Origin of the sequence: Hoskinsella mucinilytica, from assembly GCF_045223415.1 — a bacterium.
Lineage (GTDB): Bacteria > Bacillota_I > Bacilli_A > Erysipelotrichales > Erysipelotrichaceae > Hoskinsella > Hoskinsella mucinilytica.
On the sequence record NZ_JBEQZJ010000013.1, the window covers coordinates 1 to 16,289 of the forward strand.

The 16,289-nt window shown below is 35.6% G+C and carries 18 protein-coding genes; 9 read left to right on the forward strand and 9 right to left on the reverse strand.

Annotation, left to right across the window (positions count from 1 at the left end):
• Positions 1–127: 127 nt before the first annotated feature.
• Genes UGRO018_RS05960 through UGRO018_RS05975 form a run of 4 tightly spaced genes read left to right on the forward strand, consistent with a single transcriptional unit; the run spans position 128 to position 2,837 of the window.
• On the forward strand, positions 128–1,045 hold the full coding sequence (locus UGRO018_RS05960) for an ABC transporter ATP-binding protein (RefSeq protein WP_416325552.1): 918 nt from the start codon (positions 128–130) through the stop codon (positions 1,043–1,045).
• Between the two features lies 1 nt (position 1,046).
• Complete coding sequence (locus UGRO018_RS05965) at positions 1,047–1,949, forward strand: ABC transporter permease (protein ID WP_416325553.1); 903 nt, start codon at positions 1,047–1,049, stop codon at positions 1,947–1,949.
• Positions 1,950–1,960: 11 nt separating this feature from the next.
• A complete protein-coding gene (locus tag UGRO018_RS05970) occupies positions 1,961–2,401 on the forward strand; it encodes a LytTR family DNA-binding domain-containing protein (protein ID WP_416325554.1) in 441 nt (146 codons plus the stop codon).
• A 10-nt stretch (positions 2,402–2,411) separates the two neighbouring features.
• Positions 2,412–2,837, forward strand: coding sequence for a DUF3021 family protein (locus tag UGRO018_RS05975; protein WP_416325555.1), 426 nt, complete (start codon positions 2,412–2,414; stop codon positions 2,835–2,837).
• A gap of 41 nt (positions 2,838–2,878) precedes the next feature.
• Here the strand turns inward: UGRO018_RS05975 and recQ are convergent, their stop codons facing one another.
• The 5 genes from recQ to UGRO018_RS06000 all read right to left on the reverse strand — a co-directional run bounded on the left by recQ (position 2,879) and on the right by UGRO018_RS06000 (position 7,875).
• Complete coding sequence (recQ, locus tag UGRO018_RS05980; RefSeq protein WP_416325556.1) at positions 2,879–4,675, reverse strand: DNA helicase RecQ; 1,797 nt, start codon at positions 4,673–4,675, stop codon at positions 2,879–2,881.
• Positions 4,676–4,696: 21 nt separating this feature from the next.
• Positions 4,697–5,482, reverse strand: coding sequence for a Cof-type HAD-IIB family hydrolase (locus UGRO018_RS05985; RefSeq protein ID WP_416325557.1), 786 nt, complete (start codon positions 5,480–5,482; stop codon positions 4,697–4,699).
• A 38-nt stretch (positions 5,483–5,520) separates the two neighbouring features.
• Positions 5,521–5,862 carry a PTS lactose/cellobiose transporter subunit IIA gene (locus UGRO018_RS05990; protein WP_416325558.1) on the reverse strand — a complete coding sequence of 114 codons (342 nt, stop codon included), beginning with the start codon at positions 5,860–5,862 and terminating at the stop codon, positions 5,521–5,523.
• A 112-nt stretch (positions 5,863–5,974) separates the two neighbouring features.
• Entirely contained in the window at positions 5,975–6,976 is a 1,002-nt protein-coding gene (locus tag UGRO018_RS05995; protein ID WP_416325559.1) for an NERD domain-containing protein, read from the reverse strand.
• Between the two features lie 20 nt (positions 6,977–6,996).
• On the reverse strand, positions 6,997–7,875 hold the full coding sequence (locus UGRO018_RS06000; protein WP_416325560.1) for an RES domain-containing protein: 879 nt from the start codon (positions 7,873–7,875) through the stop codon (positions 6,997–6,999).
• A 230-nt stretch (positions 7,876–8,105) separates the two neighbouring features.
• Here UGRO018_RS06000 and UGRO018_RS06005 point away from each other — a divergent pair, with 230 nt between their 5' ends.
• The 4 genes from UGRO018_RS06005 to UGRO018_RS06020 are packed head-to-tail and all read left to right on the forward strand — an operon-like array spanning position 8,106 to position 11,483.
• Positions 8,106–9,443, forward strand: coding sequence for an FAD-dependent oxidoreductase (locus UGRO018_RS06005; RefSeq protein ID WP_416325561.1), 1,338 nt, complete (start codon positions 8,106–8,108; stop codon positions 9,441–9,443).
• Between the two features lie 19 nt (positions 9,444–9,462).
• A complete protein-coding gene (trxA, locus tag UGRO018_RS06010) occupies positions 9,463–9,777 on the forward strand; it encodes a thioredoxin (protein WP_416325562.1) in 315 nt (104 codons plus the stop codon).
• A gap of 1 nt (position 9,778) precedes the next feature.
• Positions 9,779–11,011 (forward strand): redoxin family protein, encoded by a 1,233-nt coding sequence (locus UGRO018_RS06015; RefSeq protein ID WP_416325563.1) that lies wholly within the window; start codon positions 9,779–9,781, stop codon positions 11,009–11,011.
• Between the two features lie 49 nt (positions 11,012–11,060).
• Complete coding sequence (locus tag UGRO018_RS06020; RefSeq protein WP_416325564.1) at positions 11,061–11,483, forward strand: winged helix-turn-helix transcriptional regulator; 423 nt, start codon at positions 11,061–11,063, stop codon at positions 11,481–11,483.
• 33 nt (positions 11,484–11,516) lie between these two features.
• Here the strand turns inward: UGRO018_RS06020 and UGRO018_RS06025 are convergent, their stop codons facing one another.
• The 4 genes from UGRO018_RS06025 to UGRO018_RS06040 form a co-directional block, all read right to left on the reverse strand.
• Positions 11,517–12,086: a GNAT family N-acetyltransferase gene (locus UGRO018_RS06025; protein WP_416325565.1), complete on the reverse strand. Its 570-nt coding sequence runs from the start codon at positions 12,084–12,086 to the stop codon at positions 11,517–11,519.
• 115 nt (positions 12,087–12,201) lie between these two features.
• The gene (locus UGRO018_RS06030; RefSeq protein WP_416325566.1) at positions 12,202–13,443 is read right to left on the reverse strand and encodes an HD domain-containing protein; all 1,242 of its coding nucleotides are present in this window, start codon (positions 13,441–13,443) and stop codon (positions 12,202–12,204) included.
• 51 nt (positions 13,444–13,494) lie between these two features.
• Positions 13,495–14,658: a PstS family phosphate ABC transporter substrate-binding protein gene (locus tag UGRO018_RS06035; RefSeq protein ID WP_416325567.1), complete on the reverse strand. Its 1,164-nt coding sequence runs from the start codon at positions 14,656–14,658 to the stop codon at positions 13,495–13,497.
• Positions 14,655–15,044 carry a (deoxy)nucleoside triphosphate pyrophosphohydrolase gene (locus UGRO018_RS06040; protein ID WP_416325568.1) on the reverse strand — a complete coding sequence of 130 codons (390 nt, stop codon included), beginning with the start codon at positions 15,042–15,044 and terminating at the stop codon, positions 14,655–14,657. Before UGRO018_RS06040 ends, UGRO018_RS06035 begins: the two co-directional genes overlap by 4 nt.
• A 240-nt stretch (positions 15,045–15,284) precedes the next feature.
• Here UGRO018_RS06040 and UGRO018_RS06045 point away from each other — a divergent pair, with 240 nt between their 5' ends.
• Positions 15,285–16,271 carry a Gfo/Idh/MocA family protein gene (locus UGRO018_RS06045; RefSeq protein WP_416325569.1) on the forward strand — a complete coding sequence of 329 codons (987 nt, stop codon included), beginning with the start codon at positions 15,285–15,287 and terminating at the stop codon, positions 16,269–16,271.
• The last annotated feature ends 18 nt before the right edge of the window (positions 16,272–16,289 follow it).

A 16,289-nucleotide genomic window follows, 5' to 3' on the forward strand; every position in this document is an offset into this window, starting at 1 on the left:
TTATGAAGTTTTGCAACCTAGTGATAGTATCTTACCTCTTATCAACTCATATTTACCACTTAGCATTCGCTCAATTGCGTAGTCGATTATACTATGTTAAAGTAAATGCACACGAGGAGGAATGTATATGCACATCATCGAAGCAACACATTTACAAAAATATTATGGCGATGTCAAAGCTGTACAAGATATCAGTTTTCATGTAGAAAAAGGAGAATTATTCGGGTTTTTGGGAATCAACGGAGCAGGCAAATCCACAACCATTCATATGCTATGTACCTTATTTCCACCAACAAATGGTACAGCAACGATTTGTGGTTATCCCTTAGGAAAACAGAATCAAGAAATACGTAACAAGATCGGCATCGTATCCCAACAAAACTGTTTAGACGATATGCTTAGCGTGAAGGAAAACTTATTTATTCGAGGTTCCTTATATGAATCAGACGCCAAAGCATTAAAACAACGCCTAGAAGAAGTGAGTCATTTATTAAACTTGGAAGACATCTTATCTCGAAAGTTTTCTAAGCTTTCCGGAGGACAGAAACGTCGATGTGAAATCGCCCGTGCATTGATGCATTCTCCTGAAATTCTTTTTTTGGATGAACCTACGACAGGATTAGATCCCGCTACTAGAAAAACGGTGTGGAAATGTATCGAAGCATTACAAAAGGAAATGGGTATGACCGTTTTCTTAACGACACATTATATGGAAGAAGCCGCAGAAGCAAATCATATTGCCATCATTGACCATGGTAATCTGATGGAATATGGAACCCCTTATGAACTGAAAGAGGTTTACGCCAAAGATCGTCTTTTGTTAGTTCCAAAAGATATACAAGCACTCAGTATGAAGTTAGCACATCATCAGATTCAACATAAAACATTAGACCAAAAAATATTGGTTGAATTAAATCAAACCATAGAAGCACTTCCCCTTCTTACACAACTACAAACAGATATCCAAGGCTTCGAGGTGTTACAAGGTACCATGGATGACTTGTTTTTGAATGTGACGGGTAAACAATTAAAGGAGGAACAATGATATGTATACATTATATCAATTGACCAAGCGCCATATGTTATTATATTTTCGTGATCGTTCCGCTGTATTTTTCTCCTTATTATCCGTATTGATCGTATTGATTTTGATGTTGGTATTTCTTGGTGATATGAATAAGGATAATCTGATACAGCTTGTTTCATCTGCACAAGGTGTCATTGATGAAGCAGATGCCAATCATGTTATCATCCTATGGACCATTGCCGGTATCTTGGTAGTCAATGCTTTTACCAATCCGATCACGATGATTGGTATTTATATCAAAGATAAAGAAGAACATAAACTAGAAAGTTTTTATGCTTCACCTATTTCCAGAGGAACGTTGATTCTTTCCTATTTGATAGCTGCCATATTGACTGGATTTATCATGTGTCTTTTTATCTTGTTGTTATCTGCACTTTATGTAGCTTCTACCGGCTATTCTTTTGTATCTTTGCCTCAATTGATTCAAGTAATTGCGTTGATCCTTCTTTGTGTTTTCGTATCCAGTTGTCTGATTTTATTAGTGGCACAATTTGTAAGAAGTGATCGTGCTTGGGGCGCTTTTTCCACTCTTGCCGGAACCTTGATCGGTTTTCTAGGTGGAATCTATCTTCCTATGGGAATGTTACCGAGTGGGATACAAACATTCTTAAAAGCGTTACCGTTTCTTCATGAAACAGCACTCATGCGTGAGGTACTGACAACAGATGCCATACAACACGTATTTGAAACATTACCTGTTGCCTACAGTAATGGCTATCAAGAAATGATGGGCATTACCATTCATCTACAAGGTGAAATCTTATCTGGTCATCTACAGATTTTTGTTCTTTGTCTTTGTGCTATAATTACGTTAGGGATTTCTTTGTTTCTATTGAAGAAACATACAGCCTTTGATCGATAGGAGGGACTCTATTGAAAATCATCATTGAAGAAAAACAATCAAAAGAAGAAGAGGATACCATCATCGTTCGTTGCGATTCTCTTAGTGAGAACCTATGGAAACTACTTCAACAGTTCAAAACCAATGATGAGCTATTGACAGTTACCAAAGATGGTCAAATTTCCAGGATCAAACCTACAGATGTTTATTATATTGAATCTGTGGATCATAGAACCTTTCTTTATACAGAGAAAGATGTCTATGAAATCAAAAAGAAATTATATGAAATGGAACAACAATATCAAGGTATCGATTATTTCAGAGTATCAAAATCAGTGATCGTGAATCTGAATAAAGTCAAGTTTCTATCTCCTGTATTAGGCAGTCGTTTAGAGGCTACTTTATTAAACGGTGAAAAAATCATGATCTCACGACAATATGTAGCAGCATTAAAAACGCTACTGGGACTTTAGGAGGTATGCTATGCAAAAAATAAGAGAACTTGTATTCACTTTCACAAGCGTTGCGACCTGTTCACTGATCGGATCTGCGATTTATATTTCAATCTTCTGGCAAGGTGCCACCATTGATTCTAATACTTTATGGCAGCTTCTTATTTGCAGTTTCTTTTGTACCCTAGGTAATTTTCTGCATATCAAAGAAGCACGAAGTAAACAACAAACTTATATCAGGTTTATCCTACATTATATTTATATTAATGTCATTGTATTAACGAGTGGGTTATGTTTTGAATGGTTTCCTAAGGATGATATCACGATGATCCTAAGTATGATGCTCATGATAGCAATCATATTTATCCTTATCGTGAGCATATTACAAGTTAGATCTAAAAGAGAAACAGGCATTATGAATCAAAAATTAAAGGAATACATTGAGAAAAAAGAATAGATATACGAAAAAGCACACTTTATACTAGCGTGCTTTTTTATCTATATGGAAGACTCATATGATAAGATCGTCTTTAAAAAGTCTTCTCCGTATTTATCATACTTGACTTCACCTACCCCATTGACCATGAGCATTGCTTCTCTTGTCTTTGGTTTTCTTTGACTCATATCATGCAAGGTACGATCCGAGAATATGATATAAGGTGGAACATGATTTGCTTTCGCAAGCTTTGCCCTACATACACGTAGTTGTTCAAACAAGGAGCTATCTTCTATCGTCTCTACCACGTTTCCTTTGTCTTGTTCCTTAATGATTTTCATCATAAACGCCTTATCTGTTTCAAATGTCTTGGTATCAGAAAGTTGTAATTGTGCATATTCATCACTTTGCTTGATGATCTCATGAAATAATAAATGATCGACCACCTGAAATAAGAGTTGTCTTGATGAATGTTTTAATTTTCCATAACAAGAAAGTTCATTAAAATGCCAATTCTTTACTTTTGCATTTGTGCTACCTTTCAAAATATCAATGATCATGGTTTTCCCAAAACGCTGATTGGTTGCTTGAATACATTCTAGGATCATCAATGCTTCATTACGAACATCCTGTTCCTCATACTGATTCATACAGTTTGAACAATTGCCACAATAGCCTTCGCTTTTTTCACCGAAATAACTTAACATATAATGACGCAAACAACCCGGAATAGAACAATAAAAAGTCATTGATTTTAAACGTTGTTGTTCTCTTTCCAATAGATCCTTTCGCATAGATTCTTCGATATGCTCACTTGCATTGCCTTGTTCGATCAAAAATTGATTGGTATGTACATCCTTTGCGCCATATAATAAAATACAATCTGCACGTTCTCCATCACGACCTGCTCGTCCGGCTTCTTGATAATAACTTTCCATATTTTTTGGCATATTGTAATGAATGACAAACCTGACATTAGACTTATCTATCCCCATTCCAAATGCATTGGTAGCTACAATGATCAATTTTTGATCGTAAAGAAACGCATCTTGATTAGCACTGCGTTCCTCATCACTTAATCCGGCATGATATCGGGTTGCCATAAATCCATCTCGACAAAGCTTGTCACAAACCTCTTCAACTGATTTTCTGGTAAGGCAATAAATAATGCCGCTTTGTTTGGGATTAGCTTTCAAATATTTTAATATTGCTCGATACTTATCTTTCGGTTTTTCTACCGCAAAATAAAGATTCTTACGATCAAAACCTGTCGATAACACAAAAGGATGATTCAGATTCAACATCACTTGAATATCTTCTTTCACCTGATTGGTCGCAGTAGCAGTAAATGCCGCAACGATTGGACGTTGAGGTAAGGCTTCTACAAATTCTTTTATCTGAAGATACTGAGGTCTAAAATCTTGTCCCCATTGGCTTACACAGTGTGCCTCATCTACACATACCATATCGATTTTTACACTTTTCGCAAATGTCAAAAAGGCTTCATTCATCAAACGTTCAGGTGCTACATAAATAATTTTATATGTATACTCCCTTGCATTTTGTAATGCCTTGCGATATTGGTTCATATTCAAAGAACTGTTCAGATATGCGGCTCTAATTCCACTTTGATTCAATGCTCCTACTTGATCTTTCATCAAAGAAATCAAAGGTGATATCACAAGTGTGATTCCTTCCATCATCATTGCCGGTAATTGATAACAGATAGATTTACCTGCACCTGTTGGCATGATGCCCAACACATCCTGTCCTTGTAATATATGCTCGATCAATTCCTGTTGTCCGCTACGAAAAAAATCATATCCAAAATACTTTTTTAATGTCTGGAAAATATCCATAAAACTGCTCCTTTCGACATCTTATTTGATAAAACCAAAATGTCTTAATGCGTTAGCGACACCATCATGATCTGCATCATCACTCGCAAACATGACACGATCTGATAATTCCGGATTTTCTCCGCCGATCAAAATACTATGAGAAACGTATTCAAACATTGGTAAGTCATTATTGCTGTCACCAAACACGTAACAATCCTGTAAATCTATCTTCAAATGGTCACAAATAAATTGTATGCCTGTTGCCTTTGAATATCCTTTCGGTACTAATTCACAACGTTGTTTTCCTCGATCTATAAAGTTGAATAAAGATGATATCTCTTTTCGAAAACCTTCTTTTTTCTCCATATCCTTGATACATACAAATAGCTTACTAAATGATTTATCGTTTGTTTGTTCAGATAAAATACTCACATGATTTTCCTTATAACGTTGGATCATGGTTAATAGATCCTCATTTGTCATTTGATCACTCACATATAAATGATCCTTTCCTTCATAGAAAACTTCTCCATCATATTTTCGTATCAGTGCTTGGATTTGTACATGTTGATCTTGTGGGACTTCTTTATCCAATAAAACTTCTCCATGGTAGGTGATATAGGTGCCACAACCTAAAATCATACCATCAAATGGCCAGTCATAGATTTCCGGATCCAGAATCCCTTTTGTTCTGCCGGTATTCGCAAATAATAGATGTCCTTGCTGTTTTAATTCCTTTAATGCCTTAATTGCACTTGGCGCAATATGTTTGGTATCGTTATTTACCAGTGTACCATCATAATCAAAAAAGAATACTTTTCTCATAAATTAAACCCCTTTCTAAAAGAAAGGACTAAGTTTTCTTAGCCCTGTACCATTTCTAATCTGTTTTCAAGTTCATCAAAACGTCGATACACATCGACAAACTCATCACAAAGGATTTTAAATGCTTCTGCACTCATCAACTGATCCTGTGCATGCGACAGTAACAGAGTCAGCTCAACCCGCTCTCCTCCTGCTTCTTGTTGCACTAATTGCTGGTGTAAATGATGTCCCTTCGCATACATCTCATTACCCTTCTTCAGTAATACATTACAGGCTTCATAATTCCCGCTTTTTGCTTCCGCAATAGCTTCGATATAATCGCTCCTTGCCTGTCCGACACATGAAATAATCTCTAAAATATCCAGCTCTGATTGACTCATACGATACGCATCTCCTTTATGTAGATTTATTGTACCATATCTTTGATTTGAAGACACCCTTGTTTTTATAATTTTATAGATACGATTGATATTAAATCTAACCTTTATTTGATCATTGCTTATCATTTAATAAGATACTAAGGATATCATCCCCATATTTATCCACTTTTTTCTCACCGAATCCGGATACATACAATAATTCATTCTTGTTCATGGGCATTTTTAAAATTAATTCTTTTAATTGAAGATTATTATATATAAAATATGGTTTGATATTCTCTTCTCTGCTTTTGATTAAGCGATATTCTTTTAATTTATGATACAATTCTGATTCTTCTAATGACTCCTCAGTTACCTGATTGTCCTTTAAATAAGGTTCATACTTTACAGCATAGTCTATTTGTTTCTCCTTATGAGCATTCAAGAAACGCTGAGCCCATTTTATTAACTCTTCATCCGAGCTTGAAAATGAATCTGATTTTTCATTTGCTTTTTTCATATAAGTAATCAATTGATCTACACGAAAGACTTGGTTCTTGATGTCTTTATGCGCATACTTTGTATGCAATACGGTCTTAGGATTTGTCAATACAATAGCACTCCTATAAGTATCATAAAAATAACGTTCAACTAATACTCTTTTCAATTTTCCATTCTTTTGTTTGATCAGAATTTGTTTCAATAATTCCATATGACGTTGATTCTGCGTAATCGGTGAATAAATTCCCTCCTTCTTTTTTCTACCGGAAAATTCCATAGTTCTGATAAAATCGCCAGTATTGGTTATTGTAATATCTCCATAAAGATTTTTACATTCTAAAACAAAACATAGTTTTCTTGTAAAAACCATATAATCTATTTGCGCTTGTAAACCCTCATGTTCTAAATAGATATCATGTAAGATGACCATTGGCATATGGCTATTACGTAATTCAAAAGCAATGTTCTTCTCTCCGATTAATCCATATTCTAACAATCGAATATCTTGTTGTATTAATTTTTTACCTTCTTCATTTAATCTCGGTTCTATAAGCTTTAACTCTTGTAACTGATCATACAAATTAGAACTTTCTTTCAAAAATATTGGTTCTCTCATTTTATTAAATAATTTCATAATGTTCTCCCCTTTATCTTTTACTTCATTGATAACAATTGAATGGTAAATCCTGACATCAGATCCATATCATATTTAGTTTTACCCAATCGATATTCAGGTAAAAATACATAATTTTTTCTATCTTCATCAAGCAATGTATTAGCTTTCAAAGAAACATAACAGATACCTTGAATTCCTTCATTCATATTATATAAGGTCGCAGTCACCAGTTGAGGAATAATATAATTCGTCTTAAACGTCGCTCCCTCATTGTCTAATGCTCGAATGGAACATGCATATTGAAGCGGCAATTTATAAAATGCAAGTAATTGTTCCTGTCTTGAGGAATAGCCTTGTTTTTGTATGGTAAGATCAAATAGAGAAACCTTGTGGTTAAGGTTCATTTGGCATAATTGTACATCCTGTGTTGTGCCTAATTCAGCATAAACACATTCCTTACTAGATGCGACGTATAAGCAGGGTATCCCCGATAAACTAAAACGTTGGTTTCCAATCAGATAGCGTTGATCAAAAGGTATATGATAAAAATCAGATTCCTGAGTCAATAAATTCTTCGATATTCTCCCTCGATATAATATTTGATTGAGTTCTGATCGTTGTTTGAATAAATCTATATAAGTACCATCATCTATTTTGGTATGTATTAAATTTTGCATTTGTGAAGATGCGGTATTGACTCTACCATATAGATAATTGATCCAGATATCATTCACTTTATTACGGATACGTTTCAAGGTCTTGAATTCAGCTTCTTTTAAAGTCTTACTATCTTCTATGATACGAAGAACTTTCCTTGTGGTATCCATATAAGCTTTTCTGGTATCCGCATCTTTCTCTACTACGATATCAAGTACCTCTTCTTGAATGATCCGATCCCAAACCTTTGATAACTGCATCCTATCACCAGCCTTCATGTATCAGTGTACCATATTTTTTATCATTCCGGTCTTTTTTATAACGTATAGCTTTCTATATTTTTCTTACTTTACAATAAGATCAACCTCTAACGAATAAAACATTCCTTTTTATAGGATTCGAAAAATTTATAACTTTATTTATTCAAGTTACTTTACAAAAAGAATTTATGGTGTTATAGTATGGATGTAAAGCAAGGAGGCTTATGCATATGAAAAAATTTGACGCAATCATGATTGGTTTTGGGAAAGGCAGTAAGACCTTAGCAGGAGATATGGCTAAACGTGGATTAAAGGTCGCTATGATCGAACGCAGTAATCAAATGTATGGTGGAACTTGTATCAACGAAGGCTGTATCCCATCAAAATCATTGATCATACAAGCAGATAAATATGACTATCCAACAGCAGTAGAACATAAAGAAACACTTATCACAAAACTGAGAAAGAAAAACTTTGATAAACTAGATCAATTGGATCAAGTCACGATATTCACAGCGCAGGCAGACTTTATAAGTGATCATGAAGTACACATCCATAATGATGAGTTGGATGAAACGCTTTATGGTGATCATATATTTATCAATACAGGATCAAAACCTAATATCCCAAATATCAAGGGGATCAAAGAAACCACACATATTTATACCAGTGCTGAGTTAATGAAGTTAACGCAATTACCTAGACACTTGGCAATCATCGGTGGCGGTTATATAGGACTAGAGTTTTCCAGTATGTATGCTCGTTACGGTAGTAAGGTTACCGTATTTGAACATGGAGATCGTTTAGTAAAACGGGAAGATCAAGATATTGCCGATGAAATACAAAAGGTATTAGAAAACCAAGGGGTATCCTTTGTTTTCTCCAGTGCGGTAAAAGAGGTTAAAAATGATGGTGAATCTGTAGTTCTAACTTATGATGATGCATCTCATCAAACACATACGCAAGTCTTTGATGGCGTTTTATTAGCCGCAGGAAGACATGCAAATACCGCTTCCCTACACCTTGAACGAGCAGGTGTAAACACAGATACCAGAGGTACTATTTTGGTAAATGAGCATCTTCAGACGAATGTTCCTCATATCTATGCAATGGGAGATGTGAAAGGTGGCTTACAGTTCACTTATATCTCTTTAGATGATTATCGTATCGTAAAGGATCATCTATTTGGAAATGGAACACGTACAACCAATCATCGTGGAAATATTGCTTATTCTGTATTCATTTCACCTACCTTCTCTAGAGTAGGCTTAAGTGAACAAGAAGCGTTAGATGCAGGGTACGAAGTAAAGATAGCGACAATGAGCGCTGCTGCGATTCCTCGAGCAAACGTCATTTCTCAACCAAACGGTTTATTGAAAGCAGTGATTGACGCAAAAACAGATCAAATATTGGGTTGTGTATTATTCTGTGCGGAATCTGAAGAGATCATTAATTTTGTTGCCTTGGCAATGGATCAAAAACTTCCATATCAGGCAATTCGTGATCACATTTTCACACACCCAACAATGAGTGAAGCATTAAACGATTTATTCTCAAACGTAAAATAAATAAAAAGGAGGACTTATTATGTCAAATGTATTACACCCAAATGAACAAGAATTTAACGAACTTATCGCTCATAACGAAGTCGTATTCGTAGACTTCTTCGCATCTTGGTGCGGACCATGTAAGATGTTAGCACCTGAAATAGAAAGACTAGCTGATTCTTATAGTGGAAAGGTCAAAGTATTGAAAGTTGATGTTGATAAAGAACCGGGATTAGCTGCACGTTTTAAAGTACAATCTATCCCTAGTCTCTTCGTAATCAAACATGGAACTGTTGTGAAAAGTGCACTTGGATACCAGCCATATCCGAAGTTAGTTCAATTGATCGAAGGATAATATGTTACATCCTAACGACGTCCTAAGCAACCTTAGCTTACTTCTCGTTTTTACCGAAGGACTTCTGTCCTTCTTTTCTCCTTGTGTGTTGCCTTTACTACCAATCTACATGGGTTATCTGGCTGGCCACAGCAACCATGAGGAAGCACATCCGAAACGTAAGGTACTATTGTTTACCCTATGTTTTATCATCGGTATTTTCTTTGCCATCTTTTTGATGAATATCTCATTCAGTATCTTTTCTAGTTTCTTCTCTTCTCATATGCTACTGTTTTCCAGAATCGGTGGTGTTCTTATCATCTTATTGGGCATTCATCAATTAGGGATCATAAAATTTAAAACATTAGAACGTACATTTAAAATCGGCATCAAACCAAAGAAAACGATGAATATTTTCATTGCATTTGCGATGGGATTTACCTTCAGTTTCGCATGGACACCTTGTATCGGACCTGCCTTATCCAGCATTCTGATTCTGGCAGGTAGTGCACAAAGCTTTTTGATCAGTAATCTTTTGATGCTATTATATGCCCTTGGTTTAACTATTCCCTTTTTGATCCTCGGTATCTTTACCAATCAAGCTTTGTCCTGGTTATCTTCACATAAGAACATCATGAATGTTACGGTAAAAGCTGGCGCAATCATTTTAATTCTTATGGGAATCGCTATGTTTACAGGTAAGATGAATACCATATCCAGCTACTTAAGTCCAACACCTACAAGCTCTCAAAGTAGTACACCAACCAAAGAGGAACAAAAACAGAGCGAAGAAAAAGAAAAACAGCCTACTGATGAGAAACAAGAAGTTCCTCCTTTGGATTACACATTGACTGATCAAAAGGGAAACAAAGTATCTTTTGAAGATTATCGAGGCAAAGTCATCTTCCTAAACTTTTGGGCAACCTGGTGTCCACCATGTCAAAAAGAAATGCCTCATATACAAGAGTTATATGAAAAGTACAAAGATAGTGATGATGTTGCGGTATTAACGATTGTTTATCCGGCAGGAGAAGAAAATGGAAGTCAAAGCGTGTATGATTTTCTTGATGAAACAGGATATACGATGCCGGTATTATTTGATGATGGCTCCTTGAGTGCCGCTTTTGGTATTCACAGCTATCCTACGACTGCCATGATTCAAAAAAACGGAGTGCCTTATGGTATTGCGAAGGGACAATTGACTAAGGATATCATGCAACAAATCATTGATCAAACTCTACAAGCAGAAAAATAAACTGTACAGTTTCAAAAAAATTCATTATAATAACGAGGAAGGTGATGACATGAAAAAACAATATGACTTACCATGTAACATAGCGCAAAGTCTAAATTTGATCGGTGATAAGTGGACACTTTTGATCTTACATACGGTAAGAAACGGAAGACATACCTATAAAGAATTACAAGAAGCATTGGAAGGTATTCCGACAAATCTATTAAGCAAACGATTAAAAGATCTTTGTGAAGATGGTTTATTACAATGTTCCTTATATTCTCAACATCCACCTCGTTATCAATATGAACTTACCGAAAAAAGTGAAGATATGGATGACATTTATAATGCTATTTTGATATGGGGCGATAAGCATCTAGATAAAAGCTATAAGTGTTTGAAATTCAAAAATGCCAATGTAAAGATTGCGTATATGAATGAAGATACCGGAGAAATCATCGATCCAAAGGATCTTATCGTAGAAAATCGCTAATGAAAAGGCCGCCAATCAATGGTGACCTTTTTTCTATTTTGATTTCTGTTCTTCATAATCACATGCAAGAATAGCATGCATACATGCATCACAAATTCCTTGATTGTTAACATCTGCTTGTCTTAAGATCCCTTCTTGTTGTAAACCACAATGTTCCATAACTTTGCCGGATCCAATATTATGAGGATCATGTTGGGATTCAATACGACGTACTTGTACCTCTTCAAATAGGAAGCGAATGACTTCCTTAAAAGCTTCCGTGGTGATACCTTTTCCCCACCACTTTTTTCCGATACAATAGCCAATATGTACCAAATCCAGTTCTTCCTTTTGATCAACGACACTGATCGTTCCGATTGGTTGATCTCCATATTCCTTGATGGTAATTGCCCATTGATAGAAATTCTTATTTTGATATTGGTTTACCCAATCCATCACTATGCTTTCTGTGACCTTTATGGAAGCATGTGGTGTCCATCTTAAATACTTTGTGACCGCAGGATCTTTTGCCCAATGTTCAAACATAGGTTTTGCATCTGATTCTTTAAATGGCCGTAATATCAAACGACTTGTATATAACGGTGTGGTACCTTTATGTTTCATATTCCTTCTCCATATTTTTGTATTTGTGACATAAGTTGATGTGATATCTGTTCCTATCTATGCAATGCATCACTTACCTACGCATTCTGTACATCAACATCTATGAACCATGGTTTCATATAACATCCTCTCTAAAGGATAATCGTTCCAGTGGATAATACACTTTCTTTTCCTCTTTTAGATCTGCATGAATCAACGCCTTTACGATATCACTCGCTAAGGATAGCTCTACAACCTCGCCATTCTTTTCTAACACCCAAATATTATGACCATTTTCATTACTTGCATAAGGAGAATATGGTTTTTGAGATACTGCATCCTGATGAACATAATAGGTTGAATCATATCCAAGTTTTTTCACATATGTGATAATATCTTTTACATCCTCATCACTTTGTATTGTCTGATATTCGAATAGCTTTCTATTTAATATACGATATGCAAGATCTGCGGCAATAAAGTCCTTTCCTTGAATCAAACAAGAAAAGCCATATAGTGCTGCCGGTTCATCCAAGCGATACAATGCTTTCACATCTGCACATTCACCACTCAAAAAAGGCGCAAACATAGGGGCGATCTCTTTGATTGAGGAATCCATTTGATACAGATCTTTTAATCGCCGAAATAGAATCGATAACAAGGATTCATAGCTTCTTGCGACAGGATGTAAATATACCTGCCAATACATATGATAGCGTGCCATGATGTAATCCTCTACACTATGAATTCCACTTTCCTTTACCACGATCCTACCGTCATGTACACGAATGGTTCGTAAGATTCTCTCTAAATCAAAGTTACCATAACTGGTTCCTGTGAAATAAGCATCCCTTAACAGATAATCCATACGATCTGCATCTAATTGACCGCTTACCATTTGATTCATACACTCTTTTGGATGTTGATAGGTGATGATACTTGCGACATCTCTTGGTAAACACTCATCTACAGCCGCAAGGATATGATGAATTTCCGTATCCTCCATGATGATTTTTACTGTATATTCCTCATGCTTCAAAGGGGAAATTCCTTCAAAGGCATGAGAGAATGGACCATGTCCGATATCATGTAACAACCCGGCTAACATAACCGTTGCTTTTTCATACTCAGTCAAATTTTCTTTCAGCTCGGATATTTCATTTACCATTCTTCTAACGATTTCATAGACGCCAAGTGAATGCGAAAATCTTGAATGTTCCGCAGTATGATATACCTGAAAATCTCCTCCCAATTGATGGATCCTTCTTAATCTTTGAAATTCCTTTGCGTTGATACAATCCCAGACAACTTGAAGATTCACATGGATATAGCCATGAATGGGATCTCGCATCACTTTTACTTCATCTGTTTGTTTCACACTTTCACCTCCTATAGCCTTTCTTTTCTATTTTATGAAAACGATTTCTGCTTATTCACTAACATAACCGGTTTTCTTTACCAACTCTTTTGCCTGTTGAGATGTCAACCATTCCAACATCTGTTTCACCTTTGGATTTGTGTTACTTTTTAATGTGATAGCATAAAAGCTATTGGTAATAGGATAGCTTCCGTTTCGAATCGTTTCTTCATTCGGTTCTATTCCATTGATCTTTAATAGCTTGATTTTATTATTTCCTACCATCTCATTGGCATAAAAGCGAAAAGAGAATCCCAAGGCATTCGCACGATTTCGATAATCCGCACTTTTGGAAATGATTTCACCCATACCGGATGGTACTTCTTCCTCTATTGCCGGTTTTAAAGTTCTTCCATCCATCAACCTTAATAATGCACTTTGTGAACCACTTCCTTCAGGACGTTGAAATGCCAGTATTTCCTCATCTGCTCCACCAACCTGTTTCCAATTGGTGATGTTACCCTCATAAATATCCTGAATTTGTTGAATGCTCAATTCATTGATCGGGTTATCCTTATGAACAAAGAACACAAAGCCTTCCTTTCCGATTGGTGTCAACACCATCTCTTCTTTCGCTTCATCAAACATTGCTTTCTGTTTCTCACTTGGCCCCGCCACAAAAATGATATCCGCCACATGATTCAAAAGATTTTCATAAGCAGTAGGTGTAGTTGTACATAAAACCTCAGAATCATATTGTTGATACGTTTTCTTTGGATAAAGCGCTTGCGCATAGGAAGCATATACAGGGTATAATGCAGTTGCCCCATCCATGACAGGTAACGGTTCACTGATCGTTAGTGTAGATGGTTGTTTCAACGTTGCCAGTTTATCACTTTCAAACGGTTGATACTGGGTTAGATCTACTTCATCAGATAATACCTCATAACGATTTTGCCATGCATCATATGACATTGTCACTAGGATGATTGCCAAACATAATAATATACCGCTTAAGGATAACAGTTGTAATTTCATTCTCATCCATTTTTTATGACGCATGTAATAAATCGTATTTGCCCAAAGCCAAACATAAGCCAAAACAGCTAACAATAGAAAGATCCATTGAAGATACATATGTATTGTTGACCAACTTGCGAATAACACGAATTGAAAAACGATTGGTAATGAAATTAAAGTAAGGATAATGGATGCAATCAAAATCATCATACTCATAAAACCTCTCCTATCACACGCTCAATGATACATTGATCCGCTGGTTCAAAAGAATATAAATTTAAGGTAGCTTTATCTACCCATTTCCATTCATGATGAACATGTAAAGTGGGTATTCCTTTCCTTAAGGTACAAACATATGCAGAAACGTGAATACAAAGATCTTCTCTGACATCCATCACATCTTGTAAGAAGAAATCAACCTTGACATCTACATCTAGTTCTTCTTTTAATTCCCTTACCAGTGCTGCTTCTTTTGTTTCACCTGGTTCGACCTTACCACCGGGAAATTCCCACATATTTTCATGTACGCCTTTTCCTCTTCTCGCAATTAAGACTTGATGCTCTTGACGAATGATTCCACATACTACTTCTAATTGTTTCATAAGCGTACCTCTCTTAACTACATTATACAAAACTGAGTAAGAATTACAATTGTAAAATGAATTGCAAAACTGAATTTTTCTTAATAACCATATAAGTGTAACTGATAATGATGCAAATCCATCCGTCATTTTTACCTTCTTTTCTTGTTATCTTAGGAAAATAGAGGATAGTATCTTAAAACAAACAAAAATGATCACATTTAGTGTTATAATAGCTTCATAGAATAAAGGAGGCTCATTATGAAAATAGGAACGATAGGTACAGGTTTTATCGTGGATTGGTTTTTAAATGCAGTACAACAAAATGAAGGTGCAACTGCTGTTGCGATGTTCTCTCGAAAAAAAGAAAGTGCAATGACATTATCCAAAAAATATGGTATTAAGACCATCTATACAGATTATAAGGAAATGCTCACAGATCAAAATGTAGATACTGTATACATTGCATCACCAAACAGTCTTCATTATCCCTATGCAAAAGAAGCATTGTTAGCCGGTAAACATGTTATTTGTGAAAAGCCGTTTACATCTAATGTAAAAGAGTTCATGGATTTAAAACAAATCGCAAAAGAAAAGAAGCTCTTTCTTTTTGAAGCAATCGTTACCATCCATATGCCAAATTATCTTGAAATCAAAAAACAATTGTCAAAATTGGGAACCATACGCATGGTACAATGTAACTTCTCTCAATATTCTTCTCGTTATGATAAATTCTTAGCCGGAGAAACGCCAAATGTCTTTAATCCGAAATTCAGTGGTGGTGCATTATCAGATATTAACATTTACAATCTTCATTTCGTAATGGGATTGTTCGGTAAACCTCAACATGTTCATTACTTTCCTAACAAACATGAAAATGGTATTGATACCAGTGGAGTGGCTATTCTCGAATATGATACCTTCAAAGCTGTTTGTGTAGGATGTAAGGATACAAAAAGTCATAATATAGCTCAGATTCAAGGAGAGCTAGGCTATATCAGTGTCAATTCAGAAACTAGTAAATGCAGTCATGCCGTTTTGAATATCGGTACAGAAAGTATTGACTTGACACTTGAACAAAACGAAGATGCTTTATACTATGAGTTAAAAGATTTCATTAAAATCATAGATCAACAAGACCATGAAAGGTGCATGGAACTACTTGAGTATTCACAAATTGTCATGGAAGTTTATGAAGCTGCAAGAAAAGATGGTGGTATCCAATTTGAAGCAGATCAAAATGATTAGTTGATCAGGCAATATTCT

Excerpts from the sequence above, each read along its gene's own strand:
- UGRO018_RS06045 (WP_416325569.1), top strand. The coding sequence starts at position 15,285 with ATGAAAATAGGAACGATAGGTACAGGTTTTATCGTGGATTGGTTTTTA.
- UGRO018_RS05995 (WP_416325559.1), bottom strand. The coding sequence starts at position 6,976 with ATGAAATTATTTAATAAAATGAGAGAACCAATATTTTTGAAAGAAAGT.
- UGRO018_RS06025 (WP_416325565.1), bottom strand. The coding sequence starts at position 12,086 with ATGAAACATAAAGGTACCACACCGTTATATACAAGTCGTTTGATATTA.
- UGRO018_RS06020 (WP_416325564.1), top strand. The coding sequence starts at position 11,061 with ATGAAAAAACAATATGACTTACCATGTAACATAGCGCAAAGTCTAAAT.
- UGRO018_RS05990 (WP_416325558.1), bottom strand. The coding sequence starts at position 5,862 with ATGAGTCAATCAGAGCTGGATATTTTAGAGATTATTTCATGTGTCGGA.
- UGRO018_RS05965 (WP_416325553.1), top strand. The coding sequence starts at position 1,047 with ATGTATACATTATATCAATTGACCAAGCGCCATATGTTATTATATTTT.
- UGRO018_RS05975 (WP_416325555.1), top strand. The coding sequence starts at position 2,412 with ATGCAAAAAATAAGAGAACTTGTATTCACTTTCACAAGCGTTGCGACC.
- UGRO018_RS06035 (WP_416325567.1), bottom strand. The coding sequence starts at position 14,658 with ATGAGTATGATGATTTTGATTGCATCCATTATCCTTACTTTAATTTCA.
- recQ (WP_416325556.1), bottom strand. The coding sequence starts at position 4,675 with ATGGATATTTTCCAGACATTAAAAAAGTATTTTGGATATGATTTTTTT.
- UGRO018_RS06000 (WP_416325560.1), bottom strand. The coding sequence starts at position 7,875 with ATGCAGTTATCAAAGGTTTGGGATCGGATCATTCAAGAAGAGGTACTT.
- trxA (WP_416325562.1), top strand. The coding sequence starts at position 9,463 with ATGTCAAATGTATTACACCCAAATGAACAAGAATTTAACGAACTTATC.
- UGRO018_RS05985 (WP_416325557.1), bottom strand. The coding sequence starts at position 5,482 with ATGAGAAAAGTATTCTTTTTTGATTATGATGGTACACTGGTAAATAAC.
- UGRO018_RS06040 (WP_416325568.1), bottom strand. The coding sequence starts at position 15,044 with ATGAAACAATTAGAAGTAGTATGTGGAATCATTCGTCAAGAGCATCAA.
- UGRO018_RS05960 (WP_416325552.1), top strand. The coding sequence starts at position 128 with ATGCACATCATCGAAGCAACACATTTACAAAAATATTATGGCGATGTC.
- UGRO018_RS06005 (WP_416325561.1), top strand. The coding sequence starts at position 8,106 with ATGAAAAAATTTGACGCAATCATGATTGGTTTTGGGAAAGGCAGTAAG.
- UGRO018_RS06015 (WP_416325563.1), top strand. The coding sequence starts at position 9,779 with ATGTTACATCCTAACGACGTCCTAAGCAACCTTAGCTTACTTCTCGTT.